Source organism: Microbacterium sp. H6, assembly GCF_003314775.1.
Classification (GTDB): Bacteria; Actinomycetota; Actinomycetes; order Actinomycetales; family Microbacteriaceae; genus Microbacterium; species Microbacterium oxydans.
The window spans coordinates 497-20,485 of the sequence record NZ_QOAY01000110.1 but is presented as its reverse complement, the minus strand read 5'-3'; the positions used below and the strand labels follow the sequence as shown (position 1 = coordinate 20,485).

Genomic DNA, 19,989 nt, shown 5'->3' with positions numbered 1-19,989 from the left:
GCGAAGTGGACGGACAAGGCGGTGTACGCGGCGGGTGCCGTCGTGTGGCGTCTGGTCGACGGCAAGCTGCGCATCCTGCTGATCCACCGCACCAAGTACCGTGACGTCACGCTGCCCAAGGGGAAGGTCGACCCCGGCGAGATGCTCGCCGAGACCGCCGTCCGCGAGGTGCACGAGGAGACCGGCATCCGGGTGTCGCTGGGCGTCTCGGTCGGCGTGAGCCGGTACCTGCTCGCCTCGCAGAAGCAGAAGGTCGTGCACTACTGGGCCGCGGAGGCGACGGACGTGGCCATCCGCGAATCGACCTTCGTGCCGAACCGGGAGATCGCCGCGCTCGAGTGGGTCAGCGTGAAGAAGGCCCGCGCACGCCTGAGCTACCCGGTCGATCTCGAGATCCTGGACTTCTTCGCCAAGCTCGTCGACGACGGTGTGCTGCGCACGTTCCCGGTGATCGCGCTGCGCCATGCGAAGGCCACTGCCCGCTCGGAGTGGGACGGATCCGATGCCTCCCGCCCCCTGACCGACCGCGGACGGAAGCAGGCCAAGTCGATCGTCGGACCGCTTCGTGCCTTCGGCGTGCGCCGGATCGTGTCGAGCGATGCGGTGCGCTGCGTCGAGACGGTCACTCCGCTCGCGCGCGCGTTGGATCGCAAGATCGTGAAGACCGAGAAGATCAGCCAGGACGCCTGGGAGGACGGAGACTCCGATCTGCGTTCCGTCGTCGGCCGCCGGATCCGCGCAGGCAAGCCGGCCGTGGTGTGCAGTCACGGCCCCGTGCTGCCGGGCCTGCTCTCGGAGATCGCGCTGGCGACCGGCACCATCCAAGGGTCGTATCTCAGCAGTGCGTCGGACCTCGAACCGGCGGCGTTCTCGGTCGTGCATCTCTCTGCGACCAACCCCGGATCCGGGATCATCGCGATCGAGACGCACGTCCCCAAGGTCTGACGCTTCGACAGGCTCAACGGCCCAGGCCCGGAATCCCGCGGGAGACCCCCAGAGAGTCGCCCGCCGTTCACCTGCCGTTCACCTGCTCGGGAGAGTCTCGTTAACCGTCGCCCATAGCGTCACTGTGTGCCCTGCACCGGGCCCCACCCATTCCAGATCGAAGGATCCACAGTGAAGATCTCCCGAATCGCACGAATCGGCGCCATTGGCGCCGTCGCCGCTCTCGCACTCGCCGGCTGTGCCGCGAACGAAGCAGGCACCGGTTCCACCGACGCTCCCACCTCCGACAGCGCAGCGGTCAGCGGCTCGCTCGTCGGCGCCGGCGCCTCCTCGCAGCAGGTCGCCATCCAGGCCTGGACCGCGGAGTTCCAGAAGACCAACCCCGACGCCCAGGTCGAGTACGACCCGCAGGGCTCCGGTGGTGGACGCGAGTCCTTCCAGCAGGGCGCGGTCAACTTCGCCGGTTCCGACCGTGCGTTCAAGACCGACGAGATCTCGGCCGGCGGCTTCGGCGCCTGCGTCGACGGCTCCGACCTCGTCGAGATCCCGGCCTACGTGTCGCCGATCGCCATCGTCTTCTCCCTCGACGGGGTCGACGAGCTGAACCTCGACCCGACGACCATCGCGTCGATCTTCGCCGGCAAGATCACCAACTGGAACGACCCGGCGATCGCCAAGGACAACCCCGACGCGAAGCTCCCCGACCTCGCGATCACCCCCGTGCACCGCTCCGACAAGTCGGGCACCACGGGCAACTTCACCGACTACCTCGCGCAGACCGCGGGTGACGTGTGGACCGCAGGCAGCGTCGAGGAGTGGCCGGCCGACCTCGCCGGCGAGTCCGCGGAGAAGACCTCGGGCGTCGCCAACGCCGTCAAGGGCGGTCAGGGCCTCATCGGCTACATCGACTCCTCGCAGGCGGCGGACTTCTCGTCGGTCAACGTCAAGGTCGGCGACGAGTTCGTGCCGCACTCGGCCGAGGGCGCCGCAGCCACGCTCGACGCCTCGAAGATCGAGGAAGGCCGCACCGACGGCGACCTCGCCTTCGCGATCGACCGCACCACCACCGCCGAAGGCGCCTACCCGGTTCTCCTCGTCAGCTACCTCATCGGCTGCGCCGAGTACGAGGACGAGAACGTCGCCGCACTGACCAAGGCGTTCTTCACGACCGCGATCAGCGCCGAAGGCCAGGAAGCCGCCGCGACCAACGCCGGCAGCGCCCCGATCTCGGACGACCTGCGCACGCAGGCACAGGCTGCGATCGACCTCATCAAGTGAGCTGGTGACGGTCTCCGGGATGCCCCGCGGCATCCCGGAGACCGTCTGCTCGCGTCAGACACCCGATCTCCACTGAGCAGGAAGCAGCTCCCATGACAGCCACGACCTCGCCGGCGTCGACGCGCATCGTCGCGAAGAAACGCGCCGGTGACCTCTGGTTCTCCGGAACGGCGGTCGCCGCCGGATCCATGATCATGATCACGCTGGCCGCGGTCGCGATCTTCCTCATCGTTCAGTCGATCCCCGCCTTCACCGCGACGGCAGAAGACGCCTCGCTCCTCAAGACCAACTTCTGGGACTACGTCGGCCCGCTCCTGTTCGGGACCGTGTGGGCGGCTTTCCTCGCCCTTCTGCTGGCAGTCCCCCTCTCGCTCGGGGTCGCGCTCTTCATCACGCACTACGCCCCGCGCCGCCTCGCCCAAGGGCTCGGCTACGTGGTCGATCTGCTGGCCGCCGTCCCCTCGGTCGTGTTCGGCCTCTGGGGAATCCTGGTCCTCGCGCCGGCGGTTCAGCCCATCTACGTCTGGCTGAACACGAACGCCTCCTGGATCCCCTTCTTCGACGGTGTGGTCTCGCCCACGGGCCGCACGATCCTCACCGCCGCCATGGTGCTCGCGGTCATGGTCGTCCCAATCATCACGGCCATCTGCCGCGAGATCTTCCTGCAGACCCCTCGCCTCCACGAGGAGGCAGCCCTCGCCCTGGGAGCCACCCGCTGGGAGATGGTGCGGATGGCTGTCCTCCCCTTCGGCCGCTCCGGAATCGTGTCCGCCTCGATGCTCGGCCTCGGCCGCGCGCTCGGTGAGACCATGGCCGTCGCGATGGTGCTCTCGGTGAGCAAGGCGGTCACGTTCGAACTGCTCACCTCCACCAACCCCTCCACGATCGCCGCCAACATCGCGCTGACGTTCCCGGAGGCCTACCAGGTCAACATCAACATCCTCATCGCGACCGGTCTGATCCTGTTCGTCGTGACGTTCGCGGTGAACGCTCTCGCACGCTGGTTCGTGAACCGCCGCAAGGAATTCTCGGGAGCGAACTGACATGACCGTTACCGCCCCCGAGTCCGCTCGCACGGCCAGCGCGGCCCCCTCTCAGCTCTCGCTCAGCTCGGGACACCTCCCCCGCTGGGCGCCCTGGGCCCTGCTCGCCGTCTCGCTCCTGATCGGATTCACGCCGTTCGCCCTCGAGGCCGTCGCCAGCGGATCCGACCTCAACATCGCCGGCTCCGTCGTGCTCGGCGCTGTGATCTACCTCGTGCTCATCTACGTGATGTCGCGCATCGTCGAGGGTTCCAGGAAGGCGCTCGACCGTCTGATCACCGGCATCGTCACCTCGGCGTTCGCGATCGCGATGGTCCCGCTGGTCTCGGTGGCGATCACCGTGGTCGCCAACGGCGTCGCCCGCTTCGACGGACTCTTCTTCTCCTCGTCGATGCGTGGTGTGCTCGGCGAGGGAGGCGGCGCCCTGCACGCGGTGATCGGCACGCTGCTCGTCACGCTGGCTGCTGCGATCATCTCGATCCCCATCGGCCTGATGACGGCCGTCTATCTGGTCGAGTACGGCAAGGGCGGACGGATGGCACGCACCATCACGTTCCTCGTCGACGTCATGACGGGTATCCCCTCGATCGTCGCTGGTCTCTTCGCCTACGCGGTGTTCGCGCTGATCTTCGGGCCCGGTGTGCGTATGGGTATCGCGGGCTCGGTCGCCCTGGCCGTGCTCATGATCCCGGTCGTCGTGCGCTCCACCGAGGAGATGCTGCGGCTGGTGCCGAACGAGCTGCGCGAGGCGTCTTACGCGCTCGGCGTGCCGAAGTGGCTCACGATCGTCAAGGTGGTCCTGCCGACGTCGATCGCCGGCATCACGACGGGTGTGATGCTCGCCATCTCCCGCGTGATCGGCGAGACCGCGCCGCTGCTGCTCACGGCCGGATTCACCGACGCCATGAACTACAACCTGTTCAGCGGTCGCATGCAGACCCTCCCGGTGTTCACGTATTCGCAGTACGCGTACCAGGGCATTCCCGCTGAGGCATACGTGGAACGAGCATGGGCCGCCGCCCTGACGCTCATCATCATCGTCATGCTGCTCAACCTGATCGCGCGGCTGGTCGCGAAGATCTTCGCCCCCAAGACCGGCCGCTGAGCCTCGACCCGAAAAGCAAGGAACTGCAGTGTCCAAGAGCATCGAAGTCAACGACCTGAACGTCTACTACGGCGACTTCCTCGCCGTGGAGGGCGTCTCCCTCGACATCCAGCCGCGCAGCGTGACCGCGTTCATCGGCCCCTCCGGCTGCGGCAAGTCCACCTTCCTGCGCACGCTCAACCGCATGCACGAGGTCATCCCCGGTGCCCGCGTCGAGGGAGAGGTGCTGCTCGACGGCAAGGACCTCTACGGCCCCGGCATCGACCCGGTGCTGGTGCGTCGACAGGTCGGCATGGTCTTCCAGCGCCCCAACCCGTTCCCCACGATGTCTATCAAGGAGAACGTCCTCGCCGGCGTGAAGCTCAACAACAGCCGCATGTCGAAGAGCGATCAGGATGCGCTCGTCGAGAAGTCGCTCACGGGTGCGAACCTGTGGAACGAGGTCAAGGACCGCCTCGACAAGCCCGGCTCCGGCCTGTCCGGCGGTCAGCAGCAGCGTCTGTGCATCGCGCGCGCGATCGCCGTGTCGCCGCAGGTGCTGTTGATGGACGAGCCCTGCTCCGCGCTCGACCCCATCTCGACCTACGCCATCGAGGAGCTGATCGGCGAGCTCAAGAACGAGTTCACCATCGTGATCGTGACGCACAACATGCAGCAGGCGTCCCGAGTCTCCGACAAGACGGCGTTCTTCAACATCGCCGGTACCGGCAAGCCCGGCAAGCTCATCGAGTACGACGACACCACGAGCATCTTCACCACTCCGTCCGTGCAGGCCACCGAGGACTACGTCTCCGGCCGCTTCGGTTGAGCCCACTGCTCTCCCCTACTGCTGATTCCCCTCCCCTGCGGCTGTTCCTCCAAAACCCAGGCCACTCGAGTGGCTGCCGGCGTGTCAGCTGTTGACACGCCGTCGCACCGTCGGATGGTCTGGGTTTCGGCTTACCCGGGGCGAGGTGCACTGTGCCTGCACCGGCGCGGAATGCAGGGAGTTGTCCATAGCTCGTGCGGTTTCGGCCTCGACCGATGGCGTGCTCAGGGCAGTATCGGGCGATGTCCTTCGTGCGCGCCGCTTCTGTGCTGGGCGCGCTCGGGCGGATGGCACGGACATCGGAGCTTCGCCGGAGGGGTGTGAGCCGCGATGAGCTCTCGCGCGCGGTGCACTCCGGTGAAGTACTGCGACCGCGTCAGGGTGTCTATGCGCTGCCCGACACTGCGGAGGCCTGGATCCATGCCGCGTCTCACGGAGGAACGCTCGGATGTGCCCAAGCGGCAGCGGCGCACCGGCTCTGGGTGCTCGAGCTTCCTTCCACGAATCACATCTGGATGGGAGCTGCAGGGACTCCACGATCGCAGTGCGACGCCTGCGTGCTGCACTGGGATGAAGGCCACGTTCGCGTCGGAGAAGCCGCTCCCGTGCCGAATGCGCTCCTTCAGATCGCGGCGTGCTGCGGCGAGGAGACGTTCTTCACCGCGCTCGAATCGGCTTTGCGACAATCACTGCTCTCCCCCGCTGGGCTGATCTGGCTTCGACGCCATCTTCCGACGTCGATGCGCTGGCTCGTCGCCTTCGCTCGTGCGGATGCGGACAGCGGACTCGAATCGCTCATCCGGCTTCGGCTGCACCGGATCGGGATATCGGTCAGGACCCAGGTTCACGTCTCCGGTGTCGGGGAGGTCGACCTCGTCATCGGCGACTTCCTGATCGTCGAGGCCGACGGCCGGGAGAACCATGCCAGGGAGAAGGAGCGGAGCAAGGACCTACGGCGTGACGCCGCGGCTGCCGCTGCCGGGTATACGACTCTGCGCTTCACGTATGAGCTGATCGTCGACGAGTGGCATCTCGTCGAGGCCGCGATCCGCGGTGCCGTCGCACGCGGAGCCCACCTCGCGCCGGCGGTCTGACTCCACCACCCCGTCCCCCAGCCACCCCGTCCCCCGGCCATCCCCGTCCTCCTGCCAAAACGGAGACCAGTTGCGAAGGTGATGGCGCGTCGCGCCCAGACACGCCGTGCAGCGGACGGGTGGTCTCCGTTCTGGCGTCGCCGTGCGGGCACGGTGGGGCGGCATGGTGAGGGCGCGGTAGGTCGGAGAGGTCAGGTGCGGGGAGAGAGGAGGTAGCGGTTCAGGGCGGCCGTGAGGGTGCGGTCGACCGGGAGAGGCGTGCCGTCGACGGAGGTGATGGCCGTCGCGAGGCGCACGCTCGACACGAGCCACGCAGCATCAGCCCGCGTGAGGTCGGTCGCGGGGATGCGGTCGTAGCCGGTCTCGAAGCCCTGAGCGGCGAGATGCTCGTAGACGCTGAGCTGTGTCGTCCCGTGCAGGATGCCACCGGTCGGGGCCGGTGTCAGGAAGCGGTCTCCGAATCGGAGGATCAGCGAGGCGGTCGGGGCCTCGAGCACGAAGCCGTCGCTCGAGAGGAAGATCGCATCGTCCGCTCCCCGTCGATGCGCCTCCCGAAGAGCGGCCATGTTCACGGCGTACGACAGCGTCTTCGCTCCCAGCAGCAGCCACGGAGCCCGCTCTGCGGCGTCCAGGTCGTACCCGCGGTCGAGAGTGACCACCCGCACCCCGTTCTCCCTCACGGCGGTGAAGTCGGCCGCCGGCGCAGCGGTGACCCACGCGGTCGGAGTGGGTCCGTGCTCGACTCCTCGGCTGAGGATGAGCTTGATGACCGACTCGCCCGCGCCGAGCTGTGACGCTGCATGATCGATCGCCTGTCGCCACTGCGCGAGATTCGGCACCGGGAGGTCGCACAGCCGAGCGGAGTGCGCGAGACGCTCCAGGTGCGGAACCACCTCCTGGGCATGTCCATCGATCACGCCGATGGATTCGAAAACACCGTCACCGCGCTGCGTGCTCAGCTCCCCGACGCTGAGCGCGGGCGCAGCGGCGTCCACCTGCGTGAACGTGTCCGCGAAGTCGGAGCGCTGCACGTCGGCAGCCACGGGATCGATCATGAGTGCGAAGCGCCCGGTCATGATCCGAGCCTAGAGGGCGGGAATACCCATCGCCTCATCGCGTTACAATTGAATGGCCGGGCCGCATAACCCCGGGCTCCAATTTTTGCCGCTGCGAGCGGCCTTCCGCCGAGAGGCGTTCTTGCGGCCCGGTCTTTTCATATCCGGCCGGTCTTTTCGTATCCGGGTTCCTCACGCCCTCAGCGTCCGCTGAGATCGGCTCAGGCGAGGGCGTCCGTGCGCCACAGCACGGCAGCGGCCGCCAGATCCTGGCCGTAGCTGCTGAGGCGAAGGGCCCGGGTGGTCAACTCACTGGCCCGAGCCGGCTCTGTCGGCTCGTAGTCGTCCGCGGTGTGAGTCGCACCTGACGCCTGCACCCGGCAGAACGCCGCGGCGCGGTCGAGCGCGACGGCGAAGTCACCGCGGAACGCCCCGCGCAGGATCGTGTCGATCAGCACGACCAACTCGTCGGGGCTCGCCGGCACAGGCGCCCCGGCGATCACCGCATCCGCAGACGGCAGCTCAACGCGCCCACGGTCGTACAGGAGAGCCGCCGTGTGCGGGTCGCCATGGATCGCGAGCTGCAGGACGTAGAGACGCCACAGCGCGCCGGGCAGCGTGCGCGACGGCGCCTTCGACCAGAGCTCGGCGATCTCGTCGATGCCGTGCTCGGCAGTGAATGCCACCAGGCGTTCCGCACTCGCACCGCTCTCGTCCGCACGGACGCGCGTCAAGAGGGCGGACGCCGTGGCGTGCGCGATACGAGTCTCCTCGGCGGGATCGTGCGCGCCGACGATGTTGTCAAAAGCACTCGTCGGACGACGCACGGGGCGATGGTGCTGCTCGGGCATCCCTTTAGGGTACGCGCGATCGGAGCAGCTCAGGCCGTGGGGATGACGATCACGGGGTCGGTCGTGGGCTGGCCGGTGGGTGATCCGCCTGCCTGCTCGACCGTGACTGCGATCGCGTCGCCCGCCTGCATGTCGCCGGCGAGCAGTGCCGTGGCATCACCGCCGTCGACATCGAAGACACCGGCGGAGACCGGCGCATCGCCGCGCACGAACCACAGCTCGTACGTCTTGCCGTCGCCGGCGCTCGGAAGACCATCCGCCACGAGGACGGCCTTGCCCGCAGAGCCGGACCAGTGCGCGGTCGCGGTTCCGCCACCGTCGAGTTCCACCGTCGCCTGCTGAGCGTCTCCTGAGGCCTCGATCTCCTGCAGAGCGACAACGCTCGCCGGCGGGTTCAGCTGCTGGTTGAGAGCGATCGCTCCGACTCCGACTCCGACCAGCAGGGCGAGGCACGCTGCCAGGGCGAAGATGGTCCGCGTCCAACGGCGCGGCTTCTCGCGTTCGGGCTGACCCTCAGGCGCGGACCCGTTCCATGGCTCGAGCCGAGGCGCATCATCCGAGACCTCGCGATCGGTTCGATCCTCCCCGTCTTGAGGGATGGTGGCGATCTGGGCGAGCAGGGCGGAACGGATGTGCGCGGGGGGCGTGACGGGCTCCACGGAGTCTGAGAGGAGCGCAGCCGTCGCGATATCCGCATCCACCGTTTCCTCCCCCTCGAGGTGCTCTGCGAGGGCGGCTCGATAGCGACGTTCGTCGTCAGCGGAGAGCGCATGCAGGGCGGCACCTGCCGCGAGCTCCTCGAAGTCCTTCTCGTTCATGCCGTCACCCCCATCGCCGTGCGCAGACGGCTGAGCCCGTCTCGCATCCGTGTCTTGATTGTCCCCAGCGGCGCCCCGACGAGGGCCGCGATCTCGTTCTGACTGTAACCGCCGTAGTAAGCGAGGACGAGTGCTTCCCGCTGCGCTTCCGGAAGCCCCGAAAGCGCCTCGACGACCTTCCCTCCTTCGATCCCCAATTCGACCTGCTCCGCCACACTGTCGTGCGCGATGCCGATGTCCTTGAATCCTGCCCGTACATCCCGGTCGGCACTCGACTGCGATGCTCGCACTCGATCGACGGCCCGGCGATGAGCGATCGTCATGATCCACGCTCGTCCTTGACCTCTGTTCGGAGCGAAGCGCGAAGCGGATTGCCAGATCTCCAGAAAAACCTCTTGCAGCACCTCTTCGCTCTGAGAGCGGTTGACCAGCACGCGGAGGATGAGACCGAACACGCGGGAGGAGAGGGTGTCGTAGAGAGTCGCGAAGGCAGCCTGATCACCGGACGCGACGCGGACGAGGAGGTCGGCGACAGCATCCTGCGTCGCTCCTTCGTCGGGAACGTCGAAACCATCGATGACCATCTCTCACAGCATGCCGCATCAGAGGCTCTATCGCGCGCAGGCGTCACCTGAATGTGACCGATCGGAGCACCGATCAGAAACTTTTCTCAGATTCGTCCCATCCGATCCGGATGGGGCTCCGAACAGCACTCGACGCCACGGAGAGGCCGTGGCTCAGTTCTGAAGGAGCTCGACATGTTCAGCACCAAGAAGAAGGTCACCGCGGCAATCACCCTCGGCCTGGCGAGCGCGTTCCTGCTCTCCGCCTGTTCCATGGGCAGCGGCAGCACCTCGGACTCGTCGTCCGAGCCGAAGGCACCGGAGACGTCGGAGTCGACGCCGATGGAGATGGACCCGGCCGCCAACCTGGTCGGCCCCGGTTGCGCGGCATACGCCGACGCAGTGCCGGACGGCGCGGGCTCGGTCGCCGGTATGGCTGAGGACCCGGTGGCGGTTGCCGCCTCCAACAACCCGCTGCTGACCACGCTGGTCGCTGCGGTCAGCGGAAAGCTCAACCCCGACGTCGACCTGGTCGACACCCTGAACGGCGGCGAGTTCACCGTCTTCGCTCCGGTGGATGACGCTTTCGCGAAGATCGACCCGGCCACCATCGAGGCTCTCAAGACCGACAGCGCGACGCTGAGCTCGATCCTGACGTACCACGTGGTCCCCGGCCAGATCGAGCCGGCCGACATCGACGGCACGCACACCACGGTGCAGGGTGCTGACCTCGAGGTCACGGGCAGCGGCGATGACCTGATGGTCAACGACGCCAAGGTGATCTGCGGTGGAGTCAAGACCGCGAACGCGACCGTGTACCTCATCGACACGGTTCTGATGCCCCCGGCTTCCTGAGCCTGGGACAGCCGGGTGGGAGGACACCCGGCACGCGCCCTTCTCGGGGCAGGGGGAGGAACCCGGGAAGGAAAGGGGCCGTCGGCGGTGCTGTGTCGCCGACGGCCCCTCCTCGTGCGCACTAGACTTGACGCAGGGGCCTCTAGCTCAGTTGGCAGAGCATCGGACTTTTAATCCGCGGGTCGTGGGTTCGAGCCCCACGGGGCCCACCGCACGTCGTCGTATCCGACCGACGACCTTCCTGTACCACCGGCTCTTCGCATCGGCCACCCCCTTTCGCCTCCGCCTGACCTGAGAGATGGTCGAGTCGTCCCCGAACGGCGGACGACACTCCAGGAAAGGATGAACGATGACCCTCAGCGGCAGCCGCGTGGCATTCCTCGCAACGGACGGATTCGAGGACAGCGAACTCACCAGTCCCTGGGAAGCGGTGACGGCAGAAGGCGCGAGCGCGACCATGATCGCCCCGGACGGCGCAGCCATCACCGGCAAGAACGGGCACGAGCAGGCCGTGGATCTGCACGCGTCGGAGACGACAGCTGATCAGTTCGATGCCCTGGTCTTGCCCGGAGGCGTCGTCAATGCGGATCACCTGCGCATGGACAAGGCCTCCATCGAACTGGCGCGGGCTTTCTTCGAGCAGCACAAGCCGGTCGGCGTGATCTGCCACGGCGCCTGGATCCTCATCGAGGCGGGCGTCGTCGATGGGCGGACACTCACCAGCTATCCGAGTCTGACCACCGACCTGCGCAACGCGGGCGCGACGTGGGTCGATGAGGAGGTCGTGGTCGACGAGGGGCTCGTCTCCAGTCGAACCCCCGACGACCTCCCGGCGTTCAACGCGAAGCTGGTCGAGGAGATCGGCGAAGGCAAGCACGCCGGGCAGACCGCCTGACGACAGGGCTAGGCCCGCGCCCGATGCCGACGCACCGCCGCACGGTTGGCGCAGCGCACGGAGCAGAAGCGTTGACGACCGTTGCGCGTCACATCCGCGACGACGTTGGTGCAGGGCGCGGCCTGGCAGCGGCTCAAGCGGTTCATGCCCCGGGTGACCAGGTGCAGCGAGGTGCCGAGGCTGATGATCGCCCTCAACACGAAGGGCAGCGACGGCACGTCGTCCCGATAGTGCAGGTGCCACCCCTCGCCGTCGTGGTTCGTCAACCGGGGGTAGGCGGCCGCGACGGCGAGTTGCGCGTTGAGGAGCGCTGCTCGCGCGTCGGGGTCGGGCTCATCGACGATGGCGAGCCATTCGTCGATGACGTCCCTGACCCGCTCGTAGTCGCCGGGAGCCGCCGGGAAGGTCATCGTCATCCCCTGCGCGAGTGTGCGCTCCTCGATCCCGGCGCGGTCGGCCGGCCAGTCGTTGGCGAGAGAAGCGGCGAGCAGTACCGCGTATTCACCGTAAGGGTTGAGATGCATAAGACCATTACATCACGCTGGATGCATGACCTCGCAGAGCACTCTTCCCATCCCGCGCATCCACCCGTCGACCGCCCCCCACGAACACGCCTGGACGGTGGAGTCCCGGCACCCGACGAGCGAGGGCATCGTGCTCTACGTGCGATGCACGAGCTGCCGCGTACACCGCGTCGACGTGCAGCCGCACCCTCACACGCCGCCGACGGCGCTGAGCGCGGAACTGCCGGGCGTCATGCCGTGAGCTCGATGAGCCTGCGCGTCGTCCTCAGATTTCGAGCCGTCCCCGCGACGCCCAGTGCACGGTCCAGCACCGCCTTCGTGAGCTTGGTGGAGTGCACGCCGCCCTCCCCGTAGTCGATCCACAGATCGTTCCCGATCAGCGCGATGCGCTCCGCCGGGAGCAAGCGGAGCTGCAACGCGTCGATCGCGCCTGCAGCGGGCGCCCCCTCCAGGAACATCGCGTGCACGAACTTCTGATCCCCCTCGGAGAACGGCTGCGCGGACTCGGAGGAGAGCAGCTGCGCGTGCGTGCGGTGGATGACGGGCGTGTCGACCCCGAACTCGTCGTGGATGACCACCCGCACAGCTGCACACGCGACGGCGGGATCGTCCGGTGTCGCGCACACGATGTTGCCGCTCGCGATGTACGTGGAGACATCCGACAGGTCGGTTTCGGCCGCGAGCACTTCGCGGAGGCGCGCCATCGGCACGCTGTTACGGCCGCTGACGTTGACCGCCCGCAGCAGCAGGACGCTGCGCCTCACTCGCGGGCGCTCTCGACCAGCTCCGCCCCCGCATGGACGAGCTCGGCGAGGGCTGCCTCGCTGGGCTCCGCCGCGACGCCGGCGACGAGGTCGGTGAGGATACGGACCCGCACCCCGTGAGCGATGGCATCGAGGGCGCTCGCCCGCACGCAATGATCGGTCGCGAGGCCGACCACGTCGGCGCTCGACGCGCCTGCTTCCGCAAGTATCGCGCCGACCGTCTCCCCCGCCTCCGTCCGCCCCTCGAACATCGAGTAAGCCGGTATCCCCTGCCCCTTGCGGACATGGTGCGTGACGGCATCGGTCACGAACAGAGGGTCGTACTCGGCACCCTCGGTCCCCGCGACACAGTGCACAGGCCAGGAGTCGACATAGTCGGGGTCCTCCGCGAAGTGCCCGCCGTTGTCGCCATCGGCATCGTGCCAATCCCTCGACGCGACGATCACGTCGTAGTCGGCCGCGTGGAGGGCGAGGAACTCGGTGACGGCAGCAGCCACCGCATCACCGCCCGCGACGGCAAGGGCGCCGTGCTCGGTGAAATCGTTCTGCACATCGACGATGAGAAGCGCTCTGCTCATGTTTCGAGAGTACGCGGTGAGGAACGGGAAAGGCCCCGTGATGTTCTTCGCATCACGGGGCCTTCGGAGCCGCTTGTCAGAATCGAACTGACGACCTTTTCATTACGAGTGAAACGGTGCGTACCGTTCAACACTCCACAAACCCTTGAATTGACGCCAGTCTACACAAAGCGGTGCGCGGAGTGACACACAGAGGTGCACACATGACGGCGAGTGGCTTGAGGAGGTCGTTCACGCACTCGCCGCGCGGTGATCGGGTCTGCGACTACTCCCTCGTCCGAGCAGGCCGCGCGGTTCAGGAGTTGGTAGTAGCGCACCGCCGACACTCTTAGTTCGCGCTCGATGGCTTGAACCTTGGCCGGCGTGTGGGCGGGATATCGGGACTCGAAGGCCAGAAGGGATACAGGACTCACGCCGAGGATTCTCTCCCCCGGCTCGGACACTCGATCGCTATGGTCAGAACATGAGTTGGGAACCGCTACTGTCCGCGTTGATCGCGGTCCTCGGCACGCTTGGAGGCGTCGCCCTCACCCAACGGTCCGCCTCCAAACACGCGGAGCGCCAACGCGAAATCGCCAGCGCAGAGGAGCGCGATGCACGGCTGCGCGGCGCCGCGTTGGACGTTGCTCGGCTCTTCAGGAAGGAGATGGATGAGACGGGGCGGTTCCGCATGGATCGTAGCGATCCAGACGTGTGGCGACAGATGGAGCTCATCGACAAGCAACTAGAAGATCGATTCCACAGCCCCGAAACCAGCGAGCTCAAGCTGGCGATCGCCCTCATCCCGCATCCCGAAGCGCGGGAACGCCTGTGGGCAGTGATGCGGGCCTATGCCCAGAGCCTATCGATCGAGGGAGGCCTCGCCGGCGTGCATTCCTCGGTCATCGTTCCATCGATCCTTTCGACCGGTCACGATGTCAGCGCGGCGTACGCTCGTGGCGAGGAACCGGACTCGGTCGAGATGAAGAAGTTCGAGAAGTTCACGACTTGGCCGCCGAGTCGCGCATCTGAGAGTGCGGCGCCGCCTCCGTCATCAACGTAGAATCGATGCCTCGGCCGGAGGAAGGAATCACCGGCTATGGGGAACCCTGGGGCGACGCTCTCCGCGTACCGCGAAATGCAGTCGCAAGCGAAGTCGATTCTCGAGGCGGCGAGACGCGGGCCTCTACAGTCGCTGACCGATCGCGAACTCGACGCGCGGGAACAGCCCATGACGGTCTACCCCCGTCCGAAACGCGTCCGCGCGTGGGTGCGGTTCGGCCCCGAATCAGTGCGGGTCGACGCGAAGCTCGTTCGCTCGACGCCTCTTGCGGCCGGCATCGAGTTTCGCGCCGGCGAGCAGACGTTCCGCTGTTGGGTCTGGGGCAACGCGGTGCGACTCGCCGACGTCGACGGCCACGAGTAGGCTCACCGCCATGTCTTCCCGAGGCCTATCCCCCGACGTGAGGATGAGCGTCACCCTCGATGCGATATGTTCCCGCAACCGGTACACCGACACCCCCGCCCCCGTGATCTCGGAGCTCATCGCGACTGCCCGCGGCCGCGACGACATCTTGTCGGAAGCGGTCGGAACCTGGATCGGCTACTTCGAAGACGACCACACCCGCACCCTCTGCACAGCACTGCGCGAACTCCCCGACATGGAAGAGTGGATCGAGCTCGGACAACGTCGACGCGCGTCACCGCATCACTCGACGCCGCGATCGCTGGCGCACAGCAGCATCACGCCGACGTCCTAGGCTTGTCTGATGCTCATCGGAATGATCCGCCCTGTAGAGGCGCACTCGGTCACCCTCAAGGGGGAAGACCTCGCGGACGTGCGGGCGCAACTCACAGCGCAGGCTCCCGAGGGATGGGACCTGGTGTCGGCGATGGCGACGATGGAGAAGGCCGGATCGATGCGTTCCGTCGAGGGAAAGTACCTTCGTGTGAACGGCATCCGCGAGATTGAAGCCGAAGACATGGACACGCTCCAATCCCTCGTGCCGGAAGGCTGGCAGCTTCTGTCCGTCCGTCGGTCTTAGCTCTCGTCGGGCCAACTTGGCGGCTGCAGCAGGGCGTGCTTCGCGACACCATGAAGTCTCGTTAGTTCGGCAGCTACTGGTCCGACCTCGATCTGATCGCCCCAGAAGTAGACGATTCCGGTCTGGGGGTCATAGACACGGAACCGCTCTGTGCTCTCGGGTCCGAGGACGGATTCCGGGGCACCGATATGCCGGTCGAGGTAGTTGCCGCGGTTGTCGTCCTTCGCCCAGGTGCTGATTCGGTCATCGAAGTGCTCGAAGTGGTTCCGGAACGTGAATCCCTTCAACGCGGACTCGTCGCTCACCGCGAGTGATGCTCGAAGTTCCGCACGCTCGCCCGCGCGCCTACCGCCAGCACCCCATAGCGCCTTGCTGACGTTTCCCGCCGCCGTGACGAAGACCTGGATGCCGTGCCACAGTTCGTCACGGTTCGGCGCTCGCGCGTCGAGCCCAGCGTTCATCATCCTGATGCCGAGTAGGGCGAGCTCGCACTGATCCGCGACTTGCTGCTGAAAGATGTAGCGCACCTGGGAGTCCATTCGCCGATACTAGACGGGCACGCCGATCGGGCAACGACGTGCAGGCGCCGGAGAGCGAACGACGAAAGACCCCCCACCCGGCCAAAGCCGGGTGGGGGGCGGTATCAGAGGCCGAGTCGATCGTTGTGTTCAGAGATCGCGTCGCGGAGCTGCGTCGTTTCGTCGGTGCCGGTATCTGCGCCGTCGAGCATCGCGCGCCACTGGCGTCGGGTGAGGCCTGTCGCGTTGCCGTTGGGCCCTTGGTAGACGACTGCACCGGCGGGTGCGGAGCCGGCGCCAATCTTGCGGAGCCATTCGTCGATGGCGGGGATCGCCATCACTCGGGCGATTGCGGCGCTGATCGCGGCGAGGGTCGCGATCGCAGCCGTCGCCCAGGCGATGACAGGGCCGGGCACGACGTCCGCGATCGCATCGATGATCTGCGGAGCGACGACGACAACGGTCGCGAGGACGGCAGCGCCACCGACGATCACCTGCACGGCGGTGCGGATAGCCCGCTGCAGCGGGAACCAGATCTTGTTCATGGGGCGATATCTCCTTCGGGGCGGGGGGGGTGCTTTCGCAGCCAGGGGGGCGGAATGGTGTCTTCGATCAGGGCGATGTCAGACGGGTCGAGGTCGGGGCCGTGGTCGGTAGGCCACTGGCGGGCGATCGCTCGCAGGATGCGGGCGAACGCGGATGACTTGAGCCGGTCTTTCTCGGTGAGCGTCGCGACATCTGCCTTGAGAGCGGTGATCTCAGTCCATGCCCCTTCGAGTTGCTCGCTGACGCGCTTGTCGATTCGCGCGTCGAGTGCGGTTTTCGCATCGGTCTTCGTCTTCCCCCGCGTTGCGAAGAACGTGAGGACGGCGCCGAGAACGAGCGCGGCCGCACCGATTACGGCGATGACGGTCTGGGGGTCCACTAGGCATTTCCCTCTCGTCGTTCCTTGATCTCCTCGCCTAACAAGGTGAGGCGGAAGATGGGGAGAGGCAGAGCAAGGACGATGATGAACGCGACGAAGCCGGCGGAAGCGGCAGGGTTGGCCCGGAACAACACCACGGCGGCTGCATACGCGGCAAGCAGCGCGACCAGCAGGGCTTTGCCGCAGATCTCCCACCGCCACAGTCGAGGGAACGCGACGCCCAGCAGACAGACCGCCGAGACGATCGTGAGCAGCGCGCCCATGGTGTCGATCACCGGCTCGTCGAAGAGCTCGTGCAGTAGGGGCGAGCCGAAAAGGGCTGCCCAGATACCCGCGCCCATCGCGATTAGGTCGTAGACCGGCAGCCACACACGTTTCAGCGACCGGTACTTCCACTCATCCGGCGGAATCGCGTCGGGGTGCCAGATCGACGCGAGCCATACCCTTCGCATCATCCCTCGACGGCCGGCACGGTCGCGGCAGTCTTCTGCAGGCCCGCGATGGTCTGAGCGAGCTGAGAGGTATCGATCTTCTGCTCCACGGCGCGCGACCAGTACCGTCCGCCGACCGCGCCCGAGATGTCGTAGGCGAGACCGCGCATGCAGGCATCGAGCGCCGACCACGGCACCCCGAAAGTCTTCAAGGCGGTCGTCAGCCCCGCGTCGTCGAGCTCAAGATACTTCTGATCGGGGTTGTGGATGATCGCTGCGTTGATCGCATCCAAGGGGACGTCCTGGTGGGACACTTTCTCCTCACCGAACGTGAATACGTGCTTGCCATTCCAGCGGATGGTGCGCATAGCGGGTTCCTCCAAGGTCGTGATGGCCGCTGCGGTCGTCTTGCCGCCAGCGGGTGCCGGGTCGTTGCGGTGGTTGTCGAGATGTTCGAAGTACTCGCCGTGCCACGGCTCGTCCTTCGCGGTCGGGCGGCCCTTGCCGTCGAAGTACCGTGCGGTCTGCTTCCACCCGTTGTCGCGCCAGATGGCCGCGGCGCGCGGGTCGTACCAGTCGTCCGAGTCGGCGGCGCCACCCCAGCAATGCACCGACTGGTCGGCACCGAGCGCGTAGGGCGCCTTCGGTGCCCACAGCCCACCCTTGAGGTAGCGCTCGTAGGCGAGCCATGCGGCACGGTTCTTGTTCGCCTGCTCCGGGGAGCGTCCGGCTTCGTTGATGTCGGCGGGTCGTCCGAGCTGCGCGTCGATGCGTCGGATCGACGCTGCCGCGCTCGGGGACGCCCAGCCGCGGCCGTGGCCGAGGTCTACTTTCGTGAGCGATCCGCCCATCATGAGTTCCCTTCGGGTTCGATTCGGTATCCGACGGCGGCGTCGAAGGTGACGCGCTCGGGTGGGAGGATGACGAGCTCGTCGCCGTCGAGGCCGACGGTGACGGGTTCGCCTTCGTGGATGAGCAGCAGGATGGGGACGCCGCCGGCTGCGCGGAGGGCGCGCAGCTCGGCGGTGAGGGCGGTGTCCTTCTCGGGGGCGAAGATCACGGCGTCTCCTAGCCGACGGGGAAGCTGATCCCGGCGAGGCTGACGCCTTGTCGGAGCTGTCCGGAACGGGATGCGATGACGACGTCGCCGTTGGCCCCGATGAGCATGACGGTCGAGCCGTTGTCGGAGTGGGTGTTCCATACCGGTGAGAGCGGCTGGCTTGTGGGGCGTGCCGCTGCGGGCAGGGTGCCGATCGTGGTGCCGGCGGCGGCCTGACCGGTGACGCGACCGGTCAGGAAGCAGATGCCATCCTTGATCCGCCAGTAGGCGACCTCGGCGGCGTACGCGCCCCAGTTCGACGCGAGCGGGAGTACCGCCCACGCGGTGTCCGTGCTCGACATCGCCGCTTTCAACCCGGCGGGGGTGACGGCTCGGACCGCGTCGGTGCCGGCGATCGCCTCCGCGGGGGTGGCGAGTTCGACGATGCCGCGGACGGTTGCGCTCGCGACGTCGGAGGCGTCGATGACGACCTGACCCGATTGATAGATGTCGCCGCCGACGTCGAGGACGCCCTGCTCGTGGATCTTCCCGACACCGACGTTCTTGCCGTTCAGGTCGAGGGCGACCTGGATCGTCGACACGGTGGTGTCGGCGACGTACGCACCGAACTTGTCCTCCACCTGCACGCGGACATCCCACGAGCTCGTGGTCGTGAAGATACCGCCACCGGAGACGAGGAACCATGACCCGTACGCCACACCTCCGGGGGCGATGACGTTGCGTGCAGTCCACGGCCCCGTACCGCGTGGGCGAGTGAATGCGCGGATGGTGAGCGCGTTCTTCTCGGTCCCGTTGATCAGGCTCGAGATCGCGGCGGTGAGATCGACGCGCAGATACGCACCGTCGTCCTGCACCGCGCCGATGCTGGAACACCGTCGCGCCTGGTAGGCGGATGCGCGAGGCGGCGAGTATGCCAGTGCCGCGATCGTCCCGGCGGCGGTGCCCACGCGACCACGCGAGTCGGTGACCTTGCCAGTGACGGCGAGCGTTCCCGCCTGTGTCACGGCGACGGAGCCGCCGGAGGCGACCGTCGTGCCGAGGAGGGTCGCCTGCGCGGAGGTGATCGTGGAGCCGTACACCCCGTCGCCGGTGACGGTGAGTTTCGCGCGGGATAGGCCCTGGACGAATTTCCCGACGATCGATGCGACATCCGGGTTGAGGTCGGCGACGGCGAGCGTGGTGACTTCCGGCACGACGGATGCGGCGGCGCGGAGAGTGAATGGGACGTCGGTCATCCCGAGGATCGACCCGCCGCTGAGGGTGAACACGCGCACCATGCCGGTGCCGGTGGTGGTCGCGGGGATCTGCTGCAGCATCGACAGCGGCGGTGTCCACGTCGTAGTGGTCTGCACCCCGGACGCGATGTGCACCGGCCCTTCCGTGCCGAAGTACCAGTACAGGTCGTGGGTGAACGACGCGGATGCGCGCTGGATGCTGATCGTGACCGGCGACCCGCAGTCGAACGTTGACCCGCCGGCGTACTGGGCCGTCGACGCCCGAGGGATCGTGGGCAGCCCCATCGCGCTGTGCACCTCGGTGTAGCCGAGGATCTGTGCGCTGCAGTACGCGTCGATCGCGACAGACGGCTTCGAACCGTCGGCGTTGTGCGGGACGGTGACGTCGACCTGCGCGAGCAGCATCTCGTTGCTGTTGCGGAAGTCGTAGGTGAAGTTGTTCCCGGCGACCTGGGTGCCGTTGATCCAGAACGTGAAGCTCGACGCGCTGCCGGAGAACGTCGGCGAGTACGAGTTCTTCCTGATCCACAGTTGGCATCGCAGGACCGAGTAGTTCCCGGCGACCGACTGCGAGTGCAGCCACACGCTCTCTTCGAGGCGGAATGGCCGGTTGGGGAAGT

The 19,989-nt window shown here is 66.9% G+C and carries 28 protein-coding genes and 1 tRNA gene; 14 read left to right on the top strand and 15 right to left on the bottom strand.

The features are described 5' to 3' along the window. The 6 genes from DSP71_RS07455 to DSP71_RS07430 all read left to right on the top strand — a co-directional run. Positions 1-945 (top strand): NUDIX hydrolase (locus tag DSP71_RS07455; protein WP_258546316.1); only part of this gene is annotated, 945 nt, incomplete at its 5' end. A 171-nt stretch (positions 946-1,116) separates the two neighbouring features. Beyond that, a complete protein-coding gene (pstS, locus tag DSP71_RS07450; protein WP_058633070.1) occupies positions 1,117-2,223 on the top strand; it encodes a phosphate ABC transporter substrate-binding protein PstS in 1,107 nt (368 codons plus the stop codon). A 92-nt stretch (positions 2,224-2,315) separates the two neighbouring features. Then, complete coding sequence (pstC, locus tag DSP71_RS07445; RefSeq protein WP_021199103.1) at positions 2,316-3,266, top strand: phosphate ABC transporter permease subunit PstC; 951 nt, start codon at positions 2,316-2,318, stop codon at positions 3,264-3,266. Between the two features lies 1 nt (position 3,267). Next, complete coding sequence (gene pstA / locus DSP71_RS07440) at positions 3,268-4,371, top strand: phosphate ABC transporter permease PstA (protein ID WP_058633071.1); 1,104 nt, start codon at positions 3,268-3,270, stop codon at positions 4,369-4,371. Positions 4,372-4,399: 28 nt separating this feature from the next. Then, positions 4,400-5,179 carry a phosphate ABC transporter ATP-binding protein PstB gene (pstB, locus tag DSP71_RS07435; protein ID WP_017828973.1) on the top strand — a complete coding sequence of 260 codons (780 nt, stop codon included), beginning with the start codon at positions 4,400-4,402 and terminating at the stop codon, positions 5,177-5,179. Positions 5,180-5,421: 242 nt separating this feature from the next. Continuing rightward, positions 5,422-6,273: a type IV toxin-antitoxin system AbiEi family antitoxin domain-containing protein gene (locus tag DSP71_RS07430; protein WP_257021934.1), complete on the top strand. Its 852-nt coding sequence runs from the start codon at positions 5,422-5,424 to the stop codon at positions 6,271-6,273. A gap of 191 nt (positions 6,274-6,464) precedes the next feature. On the opposite strand, the gene DSP71_RS07425 is transcribed toward DSP71_RS07430, so the two are convergent. The 4 genes from DSP71_RS07425 to sigK all read right to left on the bottom strand — a co-directional run bounded on the left by DSP71_RS07425 (position 6,465) and on the right by sigK (position 9,581). Further along, positions 6,465-7,349: an aminodeoxychorismate lyase gene (locus tag DSP71_RS07425; protein ID WP_113680764.1), complete on the bottom strand. Its 885-nt coding sequence runs from the start codon at positions 7,347-7,349 to the stop codon at positions 6,465-6,467. Between the two features lie 200 nt (positions 7,350-7,549). After that, complete coding sequence (locus DSP71_RS07420) at positions 7,550-8,179, bottom strand: hypothetical protein (RefSeq protein ID WP_046746474.1); 630 nt, start codon at positions 8,177-8,179, stop codon at positions 7,550-7,552. A gap of 29 nt (positions 8,180-8,208) precedes the next feature. After that, a complete protein-coding gene (locus tag DSP71_RS07415; RefSeq protein WP_113680763.1) occupies positions 8,209-8,997 on the bottom strand; it encodes an anti-sigma factor domain-containing protein in 789 nt (262 codons plus the stop codon). Continuing rightward, positions 8,994-9,581, bottom strand: a complete 588-nt coding sequence (gene sigK / locus DSP71_RS07410; RefSeq protein ID WP_045262427.1) for an ECF RNA polymerase sigma factor SigK — start codon at positions 9,579-9,581, stop codon at positions 8,994-8,996. Before sigK ends, DSP71_RS07415 begins: the two co-directional genes overlap by 4 nt. A 174-nt stretch (positions 9,582-9,755) precedes the next feature. Here sigK and DSP71_RS07405 point away from each other — a divergent pair, with 174 nt between their 5' ends. From DSP71_RS07405 to DSP71_RS07395, 3 genes are all read left to right on the top strand, one after another. Then, positions 9,756-10,415: a fasciclin domain-containing protein gene (locus DSP71_RS07405; RefSeq protein WP_046746471.1), complete on the top strand. Its 660-nt coding sequence runs from the start codon at positions 9,756-9,758 to the stop codon at positions 10,413-10,415. Positions 10,416-10,551: 136 nt separating this feature from the next. Continuing rightward, positions 10,552-10,624: transfer RNA gene (locus DSP71_RS07400), tRNA-Lys, on the top strand. A 140-nt stretch (positions 10,625-10,764) separates the two neighbouring features. Continuing rightward, complete coding sequence (locus tag DSP71_RS07395) at positions 10,765-11,310, top strand: type 1 glutamine amidotransferase domain-containing protein (RefSeq protein WP_046746470.1); 546 nt, start codon at positions 10,765-10,767, stop codon at positions 11,308-11,310. Between the two features lie 8 nt (positions 11,311-11,318). Here DSP71_RS07395 and DSP71_RS07390 read toward each other — a convergent pair whose 3' ends face one another. Further along, a complete protein-coding gene (locus DSP71_RS07390) occupies positions 11,319-11,834 on the bottom strand; it encodes a CGNR zinc finger domain-containing protein (RefSeq protein ID WP_058632077.1) in 516 nt (171 codons plus the stop codon). Between the two features lie 25 nt (positions 11,835-11,859). Between DSP71_RS07390 and DSP71_RS07385 the strand changes: the two genes are divergently transcribed. Then, positions 11,860-12,075, top strand: coding sequence for a hypothetical protein (locus DSP71_RS07385; protein WP_046746468.1), 216 nt, complete (start codon positions 11,860-11,862; stop codon positions 12,073-12,075). Here DSP71_RS07385 and DSP71_RS07380 read toward each other — a convergent pair. From DSP71_RS07380 to DSP71_RS24590, 3 genes are all read right to left on the bottom strand, one after another. Continuing rightward, entirely contained in the window at positions 12,065-12,598 is a 534-nt protein-coding gene (locus DSP71_RS07380; protein WP_113680762.1) for a DUF1697 domain-containing protein, read from the bottom strand. The genes DSP71_RS07385 and DSP71_RS07380 overlap by 11 nt on opposite strands. Continuing rightward, the gene (locus DSP71_RS07375; RefSeq protein WP_058632080.1) at positions 12,595-13,176 is read right to left on the bottom strand and encodes an isochorismatase family protein; all 582 of its coding nucleotides are present in this window, start codon (positions 13,174-13,176) and stop codon (positions 12,595-12,597) included. The genes DSP71_RS07380 and DSP71_RS07375 overlap by 4 nt, the downstream gene beginning before the upstream one ends. 161 nt (positions 13,177-13,337) lie before the next feature. Then, a complete protein-coding gene (locus DSP71_RS24590) occupies positions 13,338-13,589 on the bottom strand; it encodes a DUF3263 domain-containing protein (protein WP_181800687.1) in 252 nt (83 codons plus the stop codon). Between the two features lie 50 nt (positions 13,590-13,639). Between DSP71_RS24590 and DSP71_RS07365 the strand changes: the two genes are divergently transcribed. From DSP71_RS07365 to DSP71_RS07350, 4 genes are all read left to right on the top strand, one after another. Beyond that, positions 13,640-14,218, top strand: coding sequence for a hypothetical protein (locus tag DSP71_RS07365; RefSeq protein ID WP_113680760.1), 579 nt, complete (start codon positions 13,640-13,642; stop codon positions 14,216-14,218). Positions 14,219-14,386: 168 nt separating this feature from the next. Next, a complete protein-coding gene (locus tag DSP71_RS07360; RefSeq protein ID WP_258546315.1) occupies positions 14,387-14,581 on the top strand; it encodes a hypothetical protein in 195 nt (64 codons plus the stop codon). Between the two features lie 10 nt (positions 14,582-14,591). After that, positions 14,592-14,915, top strand: coding sequence for a hypothetical protein (locus tag DSP71_RS07355; RefSeq protein ID WP_147251234.1), 324 nt, complete (start codon positions 14,592-14,594; stop codon positions 14,913-14,915). A gap of 9 nt (positions 14,916-14,924) precedes the next feature. Then, positions 14,925-15,200, top strand: a complete 276-nt coding sequence (locus tag DSP71_RS07350) for a hypothetical protein (protein ID WP_113680758.1) — start codon at positions 14,925-14,927, stop codon at positions 15,198-15,200. Here the strand turns inward: DSP71_RS07350 and DSP71_RS07345 are convergent. The 7 genes from DSP71_RS07345 to DSP71_RS07315 form a co-directional block, all read right to left on the bottom strand. Beyond that, positions 15,197-15,739, bottom strand: coding sequence for a hypothetical protein (locus DSP71_RS07345; protein ID WP_113680757.1), 543 nt, complete (start codon positions 15,737-15,739; stop codon positions 15,197-15,199). The genes DSP71_RS07350 and DSP71_RS07345 overlap by 4 nt on opposite strands. Before the next feature lie 104 nt (positions 15,740-15,843). After that, positions 15,844-16,263: a hypothetical protein gene (locus DSP71_RS07340; RefSeq protein ID WP_113680756.1), complete on the bottom strand. Its 420-nt coding sequence runs from the start codon at positions 16,261-16,263 to the stop codon at positions 15,844-15,846. Beyond that, positions 16,260-16,643 carry a hypothetical protein gene (locus DSP71_RS07335; protein ID WP_113680755.1) on the bottom strand — a complete coding sequence of 128 codons (384 nt, stop codon included), beginning with the start codon at positions 16,641-16,643 and terminating at the stop codon, positions 16,260-16,262. Before DSP71_RS07335 ends, DSP71_RS07340 begins: the two co-directional genes overlap by 4 nt. Then, positions 16,643-17,098: a hypothetical protein gene (locus DSP71_RS07330; protein WP_147251233.1), complete on the bottom strand. Its 456-nt coding sequence runs from the start codon at positions 17,096-17,098 to the stop codon at positions 16,643-16,645. The genes DSP71_RS07335 and DSP71_RS07330 overlap by 1 nt, the downstream gene beginning before the upstream one ends. Further along, the gene (locus tag DSP71_RS07325; RefSeq protein ID WP_113680753.1) at positions 17,095-17,925 is read right to left on the bottom strand and encodes a hypothetical protein; all 831 of its coding nucleotides are present in this window, start codon (positions 17,923-17,925) and stop codon (positions 17,095-17,097) included. Before DSP71_RS07325 ends, DSP71_RS07330 begins: the two co-directional genes overlap by 4 nt. Then, positions 17,925-18,134: a hypothetical protein gene (locus tag DSP71_RS07320; RefSeq protein WP_113680752.1), complete on the bottom strand. Its 210-nt coding sequence runs from the start codon at positions 18,132-18,134 to the stop codon at positions 17,925-17,927. Before DSP71_RS07320 ends, DSP71_RS07325 begins: the two co-directional genes overlap by 1 nt. An 8-nt stretch (positions 18,135-18,142) precedes the next feature. Further along, on the bottom strand, positions 18,143-19,989 hold a 1,847-nt coding region (locus tag DSP71_RS07315; RefSeq protein ID WP_113680751.1), incomplete at its 5' end, for a DUF859 family phage minor structural protein.